The sequence below is a fragment of the Acuticoccus sediminis genome, from assembly GCF_003258595.1.
GTDB lineage: Bacteria > Pseudomonadota > Alphaproteobacteria > Rhizobiales > Amorphaceae > Acuticoccus > Acuticoccus sediminis.
Map to the genome: position 1 here is coordinate 710,878 of NZ_QHHQ01000002.1, position 12,851 is coordinate 723,728.

General features: G+C 69.7%; 16 protein-coding genes. 9 read left to right on the forward strand and 7 right to left on the reverse strand.

Annotated features, from left to right (window positions below):
• Nucleotides 1-10 precede the first annotated feature (10 nt).
• From DLJ53_RS11205 to DLJ53_RS11215, 3 genes are read right to left on the reverse strand one after another with little or no spacing between them, the layout of a single operon-like run.
• Nucleotides 11-319 carry a UBP-type zinc finger domain-containing protein gene (locus DLJ53_RS11205; protein ID WP_111345186.1) on the reverse strand — a complete coding sequence of 103 codons (309 nt, stop codon included), beginning with the start codon at nt 317-319 and terminating at the stop codon, nt 11-13.
• Between the two features lie 41 nt (nt 320-360).
• The gene (locus tag DLJ53_RS11210) at nt 361-621 is read right to left on the reverse strand and encodes a XapX domain-containing protein (RefSeq protein WP_111345187.1); all 261 of its coding nucleotides are present in this window, start codon (nt 619-621) and stop codon (nt 361-363) included.
• Nucleotides 618-1,193 carry a helix-turn-helix domain-containing protein gene (locus tag DLJ53_RS11215; protein WP_202913102.1) on the reverse strand — a complete coding sequence of 192 codons (576 nt, stop codon included), beginning with the start codon at nt 1,191-1,193 and terminating at the stop codon, nt 618-620. The genes DLJ53_RS11210 and DLJ53_RS11215 overlap by 4 nt, the downstream gene beginning before the upstream one ends.
• Nucleotides 1,194-1,450: 257 nt before the next feature.
• Here DLJ53_RS11215 and DLJ53_RS11220 point away from each other — a divergent pair, with 257 nt between their 5' ends.
• From DLJ53_RS11220 to DLJ53_RS11260, 9 genes are all read left to right on the forward strand, one after another.
• On the forward strand, nt 1,451-2,272 hold the full coding sequence (locus DLJ53_RS11220) for an alpha/beta fold hydrolase (RefSeq protein ID WP_111345190.1): 822 nt from the start codon (nt 1,451-1,453) through the stop codon (nt 2,270-2,272).
• 179 nt (nt 2,273-2,451) lie between these two features.
• Nucleotides 2,452-3,099 carry a response regulator transcription factor gene (locus DLJ53_RS11225; RefSeq protein ID WP_111345192.1) on the forward strand — a complete coding sequence of 216 codons (648 nt, stop codon included), beginning with the start codon at nt 2,452-2,454 and terminating at the stop codon, nt 3,097-3,099.
• Between the two features lie 189 nt (nt 3,100-3,288).
• Nucleotides 3,289-3,957, forward strand: a complete 669-nt coding sequence (locus tag DLJ53_RS11230; RefSeq protein WP_111346244.1) for a hydrolase — start codon at nt 3,289-3,291, stop codon at nt 3,955-3,957.
• Nucleotides 3,958-3,962: 5 nt separating this feature from the next.
• On the forward strand, nt 3,963-4,190 hold the full coding sequence (locus DLJ53_RS11235; protein ID WP_111345193.1) for a DUF1427 family protein: 228 nt from the start codon (nt 3,963-3,965) through the stop codon (nt 4,188-4,190).
• A gap of 25 nt (nt 4,191-4,215) precedes the next feature.
• Nucleotides 4,216-6,063 (forward strand): amidohydrolase, encoded by a 1,848-nt coding sequence (locus DLJ53_RS11240; protein ID WP_111345195.1) that lies wholly within the window; start codon nt 4,216-4,218, stop codon nt 6,061-6,063.
• A complete protein-coding gene (locus DLJ53_RS11245; RefSeq protein ID WP_111345196.1) occupies nt 6,063-6,479 on the forward strand; it encodes a DoxX family protein in 417 nt (138 codons plus the stop codon). The genes DLJ53_RS11240 and DLJ53_RS11245 overlap by 1 nt, the downstream gene beginning before the upstream one ends.
• Nucleotides 6,476-7,903 (forward strand): alginate export family protein, encoded by a 1,428-nt coding sequence (locus DLJ53_RS11250; protein WP_202913103.1) that lies wholly within the window; start codon nt 6,476-6,478, stop codon nt 7,901-7,903. The genes DLJ53_RS11245 and DLJ53_RS11250 overlap by 4 nt, the downstream gene beginning before the upstream one ends.
• A gap of 23 nt (nt 7,904-7,926) precedes the next feature.
• Nucleotides 7,927-8,619: a YoaK family protein gene (locus tag DLJ53_RS11255; RefSeq protein ID WP_111346247.1), complete on the forward strand. Its 693-nt coding sequence runs from the start codon at nt 7,927-7,929 to the stop codon at nt 8,617-8,619.
• Nucleotides 8,620-8,714: 95 nt separating this feature from the next.
• Nucleotides 8,715-9,626 carry a glyoxalase gene (locus tag DLJ53_RS11260; RefSeq protein WP_111345198.1) on the forward strand — a complete coding sequence of 304 codons (912 nt, stop codon included), beginning with the start codon at nt 8,715-8,717 and terminating at the stop codon, nt 9,624-9,626.
• 30 nt (nt 9,627-9,656) lie between these two features.
• On the opposite strand, the gene DLJ53_RS11265 is transcribed toward DLJ53_RS11260, so the two are convergent.
• The 4 genes from DLJ53_RS11265 to urtD form a co-directional block, all read right to left on the reverse strand.
• Nucleotides 9,657-9,989: an FmdB family zinc ribbon protein gene (locus tag DLJ53_RS11265; RefSeq protein WP_111345199.1), complete on the reverse strand. Its 333-nt coding sequence runs from the start codon at nt 9,987-9,989 to the stop codon at nt 9,657-9,659.
• Nucleotides 9,990-9,993: 4 nt separating this feature from the next.
• A complete protein-coding gene (fmdA, locus tag DLJ53_RS11270) occupies nt 9,994-11,226 on the reverse strand; it encodes a formamidase (RefSeq protein WP_111345201.1) in 1,233 nt (410 codons plus the stop codon).
• 100 nt (nt 11,227-11,326) lie between these two features.
• Complete coding sequence (gene urtE, locus DLJ53_RS11275) at nt 11,327-12,079, reverse strand: urea ABC transporter ATP-binding subunit UrtE (protein WP_111345203.1); 753 nt, start codon at nt 12,077-12,079, stop codon at nt 11,327-11,329.
• Between the two features lie 2 nt (nt 12,080-12,081).
• Nucleotides 12,082-12,849 carry an urea ABC transporter ATP-binding protein UrtD gene (gene urtD, locus DLJ53_RS11280; RefSeq protein WP_111345204.1) on the reverse strand — a complete coding sequence of 256 codons (768 nt, stop codon included), beginning with the start codon at nt 12,847-12,849 and terminating at the stop codon, nt 12,082-12,084.
• Nucleotides 12,850-12,851 lie beyond the last annotated feature (2 nt).

Consider the following 12,851-nt stretch of genomic DNA (forward strand, 5'->3'; position numbering starts at 1 on the left):
GCTCCGAGCGTCAGAAGAAGCGGGGGATGGGGCGCGGGTGCGGCGTCTTGCGGTCGGAAAGGTCGAGGAGGGCCTTGTCGACGTAGCACCAGCCCCACCCCTCCGGCGGGTCGTAACCCTCGATGATGGGGTGGTCCGTGGCGTGGAAATGCTTCGCGGCGTGGCGGTTCGGCGAGTCGTCGCAGCAGCCGACGTGTCCGCAGGTACGGCAGAGGCGAAGGTGCACCCACCAGCTTCCCGACTTGAGGCATTCCTCGCATCCGTCCGCGCTCGGCGTCACGTCGCGGATCGTGGAAAGGTGCGTGCAGGTCTCGCTCATGTGCGATCTCCGGGGCGGATCGAGGTGCGAAGGCGCGGCGGTCAGGCGTCGCGGTCGGGCTCGTTCTTCGGCAGATGGCCGAGGATGTGACGCGCGCAGCCGACGCGCAAGAAGCTCGCGACGTCCTCGCCCCGGAGGAGGCGCCTGACGATGGGCACCACCTGCTCGCCGATGAGGATGCCGAAGAGGCCGCACAGGGCGATCAGAGGCGGGGCGGGGGAGTGCACCCCGATGAGGCCGTAGACCACGCCGACGAGTATGCCGGCGGCGAGGGAGGCGACGTAGGCGGTCGTCCCGGTCATGCCGGCAGGCGCAGGGTCTGGTCGCACGCGTCGCGGTCACCCGTCGTCCGGCGCCAGGTGCGGCGCCAGGTGAGCGGCGTCACGCCGACGTAGCGGCGGAAGAGACGCGTGAGGTGGGCCTGGTCGGTCAGGCCGCAGGCGGCGGCGATGTGGCTCAGCGTGTCGGCCGTCGTCAGCATCAGGACCTGCGCGTGCTCGACGCGGCGGCGCACGATGAAGGTGTGCGGCGTCATCCCGACGCTCGCCTTGAACGCGCGGCAGAAGTGGCCGTTGCTGAGCCGCACCGTCCCGGCGAGGTCGGCGATCGAGACGGACTGGCCGAGGTTCGCCTCGACGTAGGCGGCGACGCGCCGGATCTGCCACGGAGCGAGCCCGCCGCGCGTCGTCCCGCCGGATTCGACAGCGTCTCCCGATGGCGAGACCGTGCCGACATCCTCCGCCAGCAGCGAGGCGAGCTGGCGCAGGCAGGCGCGGACCTGGCCGAGGTCACGCTCGAGCGAGGCTTCGGCGTGGGCCACCAGACGGGTCGCGACGGCCTTGCCGTCGGTGATGACGAGGGGCTCTTGCAGCACCGAGTACCTCCGGATCGTTCAACTGTATGCAGTATAGATCCAGGGGCGACGGCCGAAATCGAACGCTTGGGCGGAACGTATAAGCCCATCATCGCACGGACCTATGCCAAGGTTCAGGTGTCGTCTCCGCCCGTCCCGTGCCTGCCGCGATTCGCATGTCGGCGGCAGGGATCTGCAAATCCCGCGCCGGACCTGCAAGACGGACCGGCCGCCGATGCGCACGGTCGCGCGTCTGACATCAGCGGAGGCATCCTGTCATGGCATTCGTGACCACGCGCGACGGCACGAACATCTTCTACAAGGATTGGGGCAGCGGGCAGCCGGTGGTGTTCTCGCACGGATGGCCGCTCAGCGCCGACGCGTGGGACGGACAGATGCAGTTCCTGGGCGAGGCCGGCTACCGCGTCATCGCCCATGACCGTCGCAGTCACGGCCGTTCCGACCAGACCTGGTCGGGCAACGACATGGACCACTACGCCGACGACCTCGCCGACCTGATGAACGCGCTCGACCTCAAGGACGCCGTGCTCGTCGGCCACTCCACCGGTGGCGGCGAGGTGGCGCACTACTGCGGCCGGCACGGCCTCGACCGCGTCGCCAAGGCGGTGCTCATCAGCGCGGTGCCGCCGCTGATGCTGAAGACGGAGAACAACCCGATCGGGCTGCCGCTCGAGGTGTTCGACGGCATCCGCAAGTCGACCTTCGACAACCGCTCGCAGTTCTTCCAGGACATCACGCTGCCCTTCTTCGGCTACAACCGGGACGGCGCGGTTGCCTCGCAGGGCATCATGGACAGCTTCTGGCTGCAGGGCATGATGGGCGGCCTCAAGGGGCAGTACGACTGCATCCGCGAGTTCTCCGCCGTCGACTACACGCCAGACCTCGAGGCGATGACGATTCCGGTCCTGATCCTCCACGGCGACGACGACCAGATCGTGCCGATCGACGCGGCGGGGCGCGCGTCCGCCAGGATCCTGCCGAACGCGACGCTGAAGGAATACAAGGGCGCCCCGCACGGGATTCCGCAGACCCATCAGGACGAGATCAACGCCGACCTTCTCGCCTTCATCCGCGGCTGAAGCCGGTCGAGCCGCGCCCGGCTGTGCACGTCAGCCATGCCGGGGGCGGCGGGACACTTCACACCTTAAGAAAGCAAGGCTAGGACTCTCCGGCACGGGCCGCGCGCCGATCTTCGGATGACGCCGACGATCGGCCCGCTTCGGTCCGTCGCATGGGCCGAACGGAGAGGACGCCGCTGATGGGGCAACACCCTGGGACGGGAGAGCACCGCGGGGCCGAGCCGGTGGTCGTCGTCGTGGACGACGACGCCGACGTCCGGGCCTCCATGGACAGCCTCTTCCGCTCGGTCGGCCTCGACACGCTCCTCTTCGGCTCCGCCCGCGAGTTCATGGACACGCCGCTCCCCGACGGGGACTGCTGCTTCGTCGTCGACGTGCTGATGCCGCAGCTCAGCGGTCTGGAGCTGCAGGCCAAGCTGGCCGAGCAGGGCAGCACCGTGCCGATCGTCTTCGTGACCGGCTACGGCGACATCCCGATGAGCGTGAAGGCGATGAAGGCCGGCGCGGTGGACTTCCTGACCAAGCCGCTGCGCGAACAGGACCTCCTCGACGCGGTCGAGACCGCGCTGTCCCGGCACCGCAACCACCGTCTCGCGGAGGAGAAGTCCGCCGCCCTCAGGGCACGCTTCGCCTCGCTCACCGCGCGCGAACGCGAGGTGATGACGATGGTGGTGCAGGGCCTCCTCAACAAGCAGATCGCCGCCGAGCTGGGCCTCAGCGAGATCACCGTGAAGCTCCACCGCGCCAACATGCTGAAGAAGATGGGAACGCGCACCGTCGCCGACCTCGTGCGCATGTCCGAGTCCCTCGCCCGCGAGCCGAGCTGACCGCGCGACTGCCCGACGTCGGCGGCCTGACAGGATGCCGCTGGCGGTGCGCCGAGTGCGTCTCGTCCAAGCGGGGCATGAAATGACCAATCCTCGTCTCCCCCTGCCGGGCTAGCTCTCCGACCGGATGCAACGGGACGTCGCCTCGGCCGAATGCCGGCGCCACGACGTCCAGGTATGGAGACGCCGATGCCCGCCGCCACCCCGACCCCCGGCAAGACGCTGCTGTCGCCGAACGATCACACGCTGATCCTGATCGACTTCCAGTCGCAGATGGCGTTCGCCACGAAGTCGATCGACGCGACGCTGCTGCGCAACAACGCCGCGCTGGTCGCCAACGCCGCCAAGGCCTTCGGGGTCTCGACCATCCTGACGACGGTGGCGAAGGATTCCTTCTCGGGCCCGATGTTCTCCGAGATCGCCGAAGCCTTCCCGGGCCAGGAGATGCTCGACCGCACCTCCATGAACACCTGGGAGGACGCCGCAGTGATCGACGAGGTGAACCGCATCGGCAAGAAGCGCATCGTGCTGGCGGGTCTGTGGACGAGCGTGTGCATCGTCGGTCCGGCCGCCTCGGCCATCGACCAGGGCTTCGAGGTCTACGTCGTGGCGGACGCCTGCGGCGACGTCTCCGAGGAGGCGCACGAGCGCGCCGTCGACCGGATGGTCCAGCTCGGCTGCGTGCCGATGACCTCGGTCCAGTACCTCCTCGAGCTGCAGCGCGACTGGGCGCGGGGCGAGACCTACGACGTCACCACCGGCATCGCCAAGTCGTACGCCGGCGCCTACGGCCTCGGGATCACCTACGCGAAGACGATGTTCAACGCCTCCGAGGGCGCGGCGCACGAGGCGGCCTGATCGCCATGTCGGCCTATGCCCTCTCGCTCGCCGCGGGGGTCCTCGCCGGCGTGATCTACGGGCTTCTCACGGTGCGTTCGCCGGCGCCGCCGCTGATCGCGCTGCTGGGCCTCCTCGGGATCCTCATCGGCGAGCAGGCCGTGCCGCTCGTCAGCGGCCTCGCCAAGGGGGAGGCCGTTTCGGTTCTCCCCGGCGACGCCCCATCCACCGACCTGACCCGAACGGACGGCTGAGCCGTCCCACCTCCGGAGTTCCACCATGTCCGATCTCCTGATCGTCAACGCGCGGATCACGACGATGGACCGCGCCAACCCCGAGGCGGCGGCACTCGCGATCCGGGACGGGCGCTTCCTCGCCGTCGGCGACGAGGTGGAGGTGCGCGGCGCGGCCGCGCCCGATGCCGTGGTCATCGACGCCGGCGGACGGCGGATCATCCCGGGCCTCATCGACAGCCACATGCACGTGATCCGCGGCGGGCTGAACTACAACATGGAGCTGCGCTGGGACGGCGTGCCGAGCCTCGACGACGCGATGACGATGCTGCGCCGGCAGGCCGAGAACACGCCGCCGCCGCAGTGGGTGCGCGTCGTCGGCGGCTTCACCGAGCATCAGTTCGCCGAAAAGCGCCTGCCGACCATCGAGGAGCTGAACGCGGCCGCGCCAGAGACGCCTGTATTCATCCTCCACCTCTACGACCGGGCGCTCCTCAACGGCGCGGCGCTGCGGGCCGTCGGCTACACCAGGGATACGCCGAATCCGCCGGGCGGCGAGATCGTGCGCGACGCGGCCGGCAACCCGACCGGACTGCTGCTGGCGCAGCCGAACGCCACGATCCTCTACGCGACGCTCGCCAAGGGCCCGAAGCTGCCGCCCGACTACCAGAAGAACTCCACACGACACTTCATGCGGGAGCTGAACAGCCTCGGCGTGACGGGCGTGATCGACGCCGGCGGCGGGTTCCAGAACTACCCCGACGACTACGCCATCATCGAGGAGCTGCATGCGGCCGGCGAGCTGTCGCTGCGGATCAGCTACAACCTCTTCACCCAGAAGCCCAAGGAGGAGCTCGCCGACTTCGCCTCCTGGGTGGGTCAGGTGTCCCCCGGCACAGGTGACGACACCTACCGCCACAACGGCGCGGGCGAGATGCTGGTCTACTCCGCCGCCGACTTCGAGGACTTCCGCGCCGCCCGGCCGGACATGCCGCCGGAGATGGAGGACGACCTCGAGCCGGTGATCCGCCTCCTCGCCGAGAACCGCTGGCCCTGGCGCCTGCACGCCACCTACGACGAGACCATCGGCCGGGCGCTGGACGTCTTCGAGAAGGTCAACCGGGACATCCCGCTCGACGGGATCAACTGGTTCTTCGACCATGCCGAGACGATCGGCGAGCGAAACATCGACCGGATCGCGGCGCTCGGCGGCGGCATCGCCGTGCAGCACAGGATGGCCTACCAGGGCGAGTATTTCGTCGAGCGCTACGGCGCGCGGCAGGCCGAGACGACGCCGCCCATCCGCAAGATGCTGGACGCCGGGCTCAAGGTCGGTGCGGGGACGGACGCGACGCGCGTCGCCTCCTACAATCCCTGGGTCTCGCTCTCCTGGCTCGTCACCGGCCGGACGGTGGGCGATCTCACGATCTATCCCGCCGCCAACCGGATGGACCGGGAGACGGCGCTGTGGCTCTGGACCGGCGCCAACACCTGGTTCTCCAACGAGGTGGGCAAGAAGGGGCAGATCAGGGCCGGTCAGCTCGCCGACCTCGCGGTCCTCTCGGCGGACTACTTCAAGGTGCCGGAGAGCGACATCAGGCACCTCGGCGCCGTGCTGACGATCCTCGGCGGCAATGTCGTTCACGGGGAGGGCGAGTTCGGCCCGCTGGCGCCGAGCCTGCCGCCGGCGATGCCCGACTGGTCTCCCGTCGCGGCCTACGGCGGCTACTATCGCAGCGAGCCCGCGGTGACGGCGCTCGCCTCGGCGTGCGGCTGCAGCCACGCGTGCCAGGTCCACGGGCACGACCACGCGGCGGCGCTCGGCTCCTCCGTCCCGGCGAACGACGTGCAGACGTTCTGGGGCGCCCTCGGCTGCGGCTGCTGGGCGGTGTGATGCGGCAGGCCCCGGCACCCATCTCCGCGATACTCGACTGGCCGGGCACGGCGCTCCTGGTTCGGGTCGGACTGGCGCTGCCGTTCGCCGTCAGCGGCGTCGTGAAGCTCCTCGACTGGCCGGGCGCGGTCGCCGAGGCGGCGGCGCTCGGCTTCGCGGCGCCCGCTCTCGTCGCGGCGGCCACCATCGCGACGCAGCTCGTCGGCTCGGCGCTGCTGCTGTCGGTGCGCTGGTGCTGGCTCGGAGCGGGAATCCTTGCCGTCTTCACCGCCGCCGCGACCGTGATCGCGCACGCCTTCTGGGCCGCTGACGGGGCCGAGCGGGCGCATCAGCTCGCGACCTTCCTGGAGCACGTCGCGATCGTCGCCGGGCTCGCCGCCGCGGCGATCCTCGCCAACGGCGCGAGGCGGCCGTGACGGCGCGCCGCCGCCTCGCGCTGGGGGCCCTCGCGGCCGCCATGTGCGGGCCGGCGGCGGCGCAGGCTCCCGACCCGGCGACCGCGCCCGAGCTGCCGCCGCTCACCACGACACGGTACGACGAGGCATGGTCCGTCCTCGCCGACCCGGTCTACGCCGACACCGGCACGGGACGGGTCTGGAGCGGCCGGCTCAAGTACATCCCGCTCACGGACGACGGCTCCGTCTACCTGACCCTCGGGATGGAGCTGCGTGCCCGCAACGAGGACTACCGCAACAACGTCTGGGACTCGGTCCCCGACCCCGACAACGGGTACCTGTGGCTGCGCGCGCTTCCCTATGCCGACCTCCACGCCGGCCCGACGCGCGCCTTCGTCCAGCCCATCATCGCGTACGCGGTGGGGGTGGAGCCGAAGCCGAGCCCCGTCGACCAGACGCGCATCGACATCCTGCAGGCCTTCGCCGACTACGCGGTGCCGCTCGCCGGGAACGGCACGCTGACGGTGCGCGGCGGGCGCGAGATGATCGGCCTCGGATCGGAGCGGCTCGTCGGCACCCGCTACGGCCCCAACGTGCCGCTCGCGTTCGACGGCGGGCGGGTGATCGTCGAGCACGGGCCGTGGGTGACGAACCTTCTGGCGGTCCGCCCGGTGGAGGCCGGTCCCGACAGCTTCGACGACAAGACCTCGACGAGCCGCACCCTCTGGGGCATCTACGCGACCTATTCGGGTCTCTGGAGCTCGAATGTCGGCGCGGACGTCTACTATCTCGGCTACCGCAACGACGACGCGTCCTTCCAGCAGGGGAGCGGGCGGGAGCTGCGGCACACCCTCGGGGTGCGCCTCTTCGACAGCGCGGACCCGCTGCACTTCAACATCGAGGGCATGGTCCAGTTCGGCCGCTTCGCCGGCGGGTCGATCGGCGCGTGGTCGCTCGCGACGGAGGTGGGGCGCCGGTTCGAGGCACTGCCGTTCTCGCCGGACTTCACCATGCGGGTGAACGTCGCCAGCGGTGACGGGGACCCGGACGACGACCATCTCGGGACGTTCAATGCGCTGTTCCCGAAGGGAAAATACTTCGGCGAGCTGTCGCCCATCGGACCCTACAACATCATCAACGTGAACCCGCGCGTCGACCTCGACCTCGGCCACGGCTGGGCGGCGGGCCTGTCCGGCGGGCTCTACTGGCGCGCCAGCACCGGGGACGGGATCTACGACATCCCCGGCCATCTCATCCGCTCCGGCGAGGGGACGGACGCGCGCTTCATCGGCACCCAGGCGGAGGTGACGGTGGAGTGGCAGGCGAGCCGCGCGCTCGGGTTCTCAGCTTCGGCCTCGCTGTTCACCGCCGGGGAATACATCCGCCAGTCGGGGCCCTCGGCGACCATCGGGATGCTCGGCTTCGAGGCCGGGTACCGCTTTTAGTCAACGCGCTGCAGAGGATGGCGATGGCGTTCAAGATCACCACACAGGACAAGGCTCTGCCGTGCCTGCTCCTTCTCCTGTCGCTGACGACGGGCCTCGTCGACGCGATCAGCGTGCTCGGCCTCGGCAAGGTCTTCACGGCCAACATGACGGGCAACGTCGTCTTTCTCGGCTTCGCCACGATGGGCGTGCCGGGGTTCGGCGTGGCGCCCTACATCGTCGCCCTGGCCTCGTTCCTGACGGGCGCGGCGGTGGCGGGGCGCACGGTCAACCTCACCTCGTCGCGGCCGCGCTCGCACTGGCTCCTCGCGGCGGCGACGATCGAGGGCGGACTGTTGCTGATCTCCGCCGTCATCGCCCTCGACTACGATATCGCGACGCTCCAGCCTGCCGGGAGCCTCTATGCGATCATCGCGCTGACCGGACTTGCGATGGGGCTGCGCAACGCGACCATCCGCCAGCTCAAGGTGCCCGACATGACGACTACCGTCCTGACCCTGACGCTCACCGGCCTCGCGGCGGAATCGACGCTCGGCGGCGGGTCGAACCCCAACTGGTTCCGGCGCATCGCGAGCGTGGTCGCGATCTTCCTCGGCGCGGCCATCGGCGCAGCGCTCGTCACGACGGTGGGGCTCAGCGTTCCGCTGGCCCTGGCCGGCGGCATCGTGCTGCTCGCGACGATCGGGCTCGCGATACTGCCGCGCGCCCCGGAATGATGCCGCGCGGCGTTCGTGCAAACGCGGCGGTGAACCGACAAGCCCGCCGCGGCGTGCCGTGCCATCGGGTCCGTAGCAGACTGGAGGTCTTTCCCATGCCGAGCCGGGACATTCGAACCATCCGCCGGGGCGCGCTCGCCGCCGCGCTGGCGATCCTCGCCGCGACCGCCCCCGTCGCCGCCGGGCCGCTCGCGGTCGGCCCGCAGTACGACACCACGCACGTCTACCTCGATCCGGCCGACGTCGACCGGTTCGTGACGAGCTTCACCGCGACCTTCGGCGGTGCCTCGACCCCGCAGATCGTGGTGACCGTGACACCGACGCCGAGCCGGACCACCTCGCAGCTCGTCATGACGCCGGTCGGCACGCTGTCGGTGTTCGGCTACGAGACGCCCGTTCCGTACCCCTTCGGTGAGGAGCGCACCGGCTATCTCGTCACCGACCTCGACGAGGCGGTCGCCGCAGCGCGGGAGGCGGGCGCCTGGGTGCTGGTGGCGCCGTTCGACGATCCCATCGGCCGCGACGCCGTGGTCACCTGGCCGGGCGGCATCGACATGCAGTTCTACTGGCACACCACGCCGCCGGACTATCCGGCGTTGGCGACCGTGCCGGAGAACCGCGTCTACATCTCGCCCGACGCGGCCGACGAGTTCGTGGCGCACTTCCTCGCCTTCTCGGGCGGCCGGCTGGTGGAGGACGACCCCGACGCCTCGGGTGCCGAGATCGGCCGCGATGGCACGTACCGGCGCGTCCGCCTCGAGAGCCGGTTCGGGCGAATGGTCGTCCTGGTGACGGACGGGCACCTGCCTTACCCGTTCGGCCGCGAGGTCACGGGGTACGAGGTCGCCGCCCTCGACGACACGCTCGCGAAGGCGGCGGCGACCGGCGCGACGGTGCTCGCCGGTCCCGTATCGGCCGACGGGCGGCGGACCGCCATGGTGGAGTTCCCCGGCGGATACATCGCCGAGGTCCACGGCCCCGATGGCGGGGCGAAGCCGGGGCAGTGAGGGGACGGCGCCCCGCGGGGCGCCGCCGGTTCAGTGGGAGATCATCCAGGGCCGGGCGGAGGGGAAGGACTTGGACCCGTCCGGCCGGTGGAGCGTTCCCCGGCTCTTCGACTTGCCGGAGCAGCAGCCGCAGCCGGGGCCGTGCCCGTCGCCGGAGCGCCTCGGGCTGTCAGCCGAGCGCTCGTTGGTGGCGTGGGCATGGCGCTTCGCTCCGTCCATGCCGGCGAGCCGGGGCGCCGTCATGATCGCCCGCGGTGCCGCCGTGCCGCAGGCGGGGCAGGGCGACGGATCGGCTGACTCGGCCATCGGCCGGACCGCCTGGAACGCGCCGTGGCGGGTGCAGAGGTACTCGTAGGTCGGCATCGGTTCAGAGGTCCGGCGCGATCGGCACGTCCACCGAGCCGTCGATGAACGGCGTCGGCCCGTCCTTGTTGGGCATCAGGTCGGCGTCGAAGATGTCGGTCGGGAGCCAGAGCGTGGCGCACGCGTTCGGCACGTCGACGACGCCGGAGATATGCCCCTGCACCGGCGCGGTGCCGAGAATCGCGTACCCCTGCGCGCCGGAGTAGCCGAACTTCTTCAGGTATTCGATCGCATTGAGGCAGGCTTGGCGGTAGGCGATGTGGACGTCGAGGTAGTGCTGCGTGCCGGCCTCGTCGACGGAGATGCCCTCGAAGATCAGGAAGTCGTCGTACTTCGGGGTGATCGGCGAGGGGCGGAAGATCGGGTTCTTGATCCCGTACTTGGCCATGCCGCCCTTGATGAGGTCGACCTTGATGTGCAGCCAGCCGGCCATCTCGATGGCGCCGCAGAAGGTGATCTCGCCGTCGCCCTGGCTGAAGTGCAGGTCGCCCATCGAGAGGCCCGCCCCGTCGACATAGACGGGGAAGTAAACCTTCGAGCCGCGCGACAGGTCCTTGATATCGCAGTTGCCGCCATGCTCGCGGGGCGGGACGGTGCGGGCTCCGGTCGCCGCGGCCTTGTCGCGCGCGTCGCCGGCGAGCTTGCCCATGTGGGCGGTCTCACCGCCGTCCGGGAGGTTGGCGAGGCCGGGGACGCGGCCCGGGTCGGTGTCGAACAGCGCCTTCTCGCGCGTGTTCCACGTCTCCAGCATCTTGTGATCGGGCAGGCAGCCGATGAGGCCGGGATGGATGAGGCCGGCGTAGCGCACGCCCGGCACGTGGCGCGACTTGGTGAACATGCCCTCGAAGTCCCAGATGGACTTCTGCGCGGCGGGGAAGTGGTCGGTCAGGAAGCCGCCGCCGTTGTTCTTGGAGAAGAAGCCGTTGAAGCCCCAGTTCATCGCCTCGACGGCGCCGATGTCGAGGATGTCGACCACCAGGAGGTCGCCGGGCTCGGCGCCCTTCACGCCGATCGGTCCGGAGAGGAAGTGGACCTGGCGCAGGTCCACGTCGCGCACGTCCGCGGCCGAGTCGTCGTTCTTGATCTGCCCGCCGGTCCAGTCATAGGTCTCGACGAGGAAGTCGTCGCCCGGCTCCACCCAGTCGCACATCGGGATATCGGGGTGCCAACGATTGTGGATCTTCTCGTTGGTGTAGGGGCTCTCGGAGAGATCGACCTTGATGAGGGTGCTCGCCATTCTCTTTAACCTTTGCTGATGGCTGGGGCTGCCCCGGGACGGAACCGGAGAGAGCAGCTCGTCTTCTCGGGGTAGGGCGCGGGCCGCGGACAGCCCGCGGTCACACGGAGAGGAAGCGGGCGACCGCCGCCTCGTCGACGCCGTCGCGCGGGCTCTCGTGCGCGATGGTGCCGTTCTCGATCACGAGGATCCGGTCGGCGACGTCGAGCGCGAACGAGAGGACCTGCTCGGAGACGACCACCGAGAGGCCCCGCTCGTCGCGGATCTGGCGGAGCGTTCGCGCCATGTCGCGGATGATGGACGGCTGGATGCCCTCGGTCGGCTCGTCGAGCAGCAGCACGGACGGGTTGGCCGCAAGCGCCCGCGCGATGGCGAGCTGCTGCTGCTGCCCGCCCGAGAGGTTGCCGCCGCGCCGCCGCCGCATCTCGAGGAGTACGGGGAAGAGGTCGTAGATCTCCTGCGGCACGTCGGTCCGTCCGGTGACGGTGAGGCCGGTCTCGATGTTCTCCTGCACCGTCATGGTGGAGAAGATCTGCCGGCCCTGCGGCACGTAGGCGAGGCCGCTCGCGACGCGCAGGTGGCTCTTCATGGCGGTCACGTCGACGCCGCCGACGGCGATCGTGCCGGACTTCACCGGCACGAGGCCCATGAGCGACTTCATCAGGGTGGTCTTGCCCATGCCGTTGCGGCCCATGACGGCGACGATCTCGCCGGGCGCGACGGCGAGGTCGATGCCGTGGATGACCTCGCTCTCGCCGTAGGAGACATGGAGGTCGGTGACGGTGAGGCCCCTCCCGGCGTCTGGCGCGCCGATGTGGGACGGAGCGAGGGCGGTGCGGAGACTTTGCAGCATGGTCAATGCCCCAGGTAGACGTCGATGACGGCCGGGTCGGACTTCACCTTCTCCATCGAGCCTTCGGCGAGGATCTTGCCCTGGTGCAGCACGGTGACCTTGTGGGCGATGTCCTCGACGAACCCCATGTCGTGCTCGATGACGATCACGGAGCGGCCTTCGGTGATGGTGTGGAGGAGCTCGGCGGTCTTGCGCCGCTCGGCGACGGACATGCCGGCGACGGGCTCGTCGAGCATCAGGAGCTCCGGTTCCTGGATGAGGAGCATGCCGATCTCGAGCCACTGCTTCTGGCCGTGGCTGAGGGTTGCGGCCTTCTGGTCGAGGTGGTCGGCGAGGAAGATCATCTCCGCCACCTCCCGCACCCGGTCGATCACCTCGGCGCCGCGCTGGAAGAAGAGCGAGCCGAAGACGCCGTGCCCGCGCGGGTAGGAGATCTCGAGGTTCTCGAAGACGGTGAGGTCCTCGTAGATCGAGGGGTTCTGGAACTTGCGGCCGACGCCGGCGTGGACGATCTGGTCCTCGCGCATGTGGGTCAGCTCGCGGCCCTTGAACTTGACCGAGCCTTCCGTCGCGCGGGTCTTGCCGCAGAGAAGGTCGAGCACCGTCGTCTTGCCCGCCCCGTTGGGGCCGATGATGACGCGGATCTCGCCGGTGTCGACGTAGAAGGTGAGGTCGTTGACCGCCTTGAACCCGTCGAAGGAGACCGTGAGATGCTCCACGGAGAGCAGGTAGTCGTTGTTGGTGTATTCCTGAGTGCTCTGCGCGTTCATCG

Bases quoted from the DNA above. Each gene is read 5' to 3' on its own strand.
- DLJ53_RS11205 (WP_111345186.1), bottom strand. From the start codon at position 319: ATGAGCGAGACCTGCACGCACCTTTCCACGATCCGCGACGTGACGCCG.
- DLJ53_RS11210 (WP_111345187.1), bottom strand. From the start codon at position 621: ATGACCGGGACGACCGCCTACGTCGCCTCCCTCGCCGCCGGCATACTC.
- DLJ53_RS11220 (WP_111345190.1), top strand. From the start codon at position 1,451: ATGGCATTCGTGACCACGCGCGACGGCACGAACATCTTCTACAAGGAT.
- DLJ53_RS11225 (WP_111345192.1), top strand. From the start codon at position 2,452: ATGGGGCAACACCCTGGGACGGGAGAGCACCGCGGGGCCGAGCCGGTG.
- DLJ53_RS11230 (WP_111346244.1), top strand. From the start codon at position 3,289: ATGCCCGCCGCCACCCCGACCCCCGGCAAGACGCTGCTGTCGCCGAAC.
- DLJ53_RS11235 (WP_111345193.1), top strand. From the start codon at position 3,963: ATGTCGGCCTATGCCCTCTCGCTCGCCGCGGGGGTCCTCGCCGGCGTG.
- DLJ53_RS11240 (WP_111345195.1), top strand. From the start codon at position 4,216: ATGTCCGATCTCCTGATCGTCAACGCGCGGATCACGACGATGGACCGC.
- DLJ53_RS11245 (WP_111345196.1), top strand. From the start codon at position 6,063: ATGCGGCAGGCCCCGGCACCCATCTCCGCGATACTCGACTGGCCGGGC.
- DLJ53_RS11255 (WP_111346247.1), top strand. From the start codon at position 7,927: ATGGCGTTCAAGATCACCACACAGGACAAGGCTCTGCCGTGCCTGCTC.
- DLJ53_RS11260 (WP_111345198.1), top strand. From the start codon at position 8,715: ATGCCGAGCCGGGACATTCGAACCATCCGCCGGGGCGCGCTCGCCGCC.
- DLJ53_RS11265 (WP_111345199.1), bottom strand. From the start codon at position 9,989: ATGCCGACCTACGAGTACCTCTGCACCCGCCACGGCGCGTTCCAGGCG.
- fmdA (WP_111345201.1), bottom strand. From the start codon at position 11,226: ATGGCGAGCACCCTCATCAAGGTCGATCTCTCCGAGAGCCCCTACACC.
- urtE (WP_111345203.1), bottom strand. From the start codon at position 12,079: ATGCTGCAAAGTCTCCGCACCGCCCTCGCTCCGTCCCACATCGGCGCG.
- urtD (WP_111345204.1), bottom strand. From the start codon at position 12,849: ATGAACGCGCAGAGCACTCAGGAATACACCAACAACGACTACCTGCTC.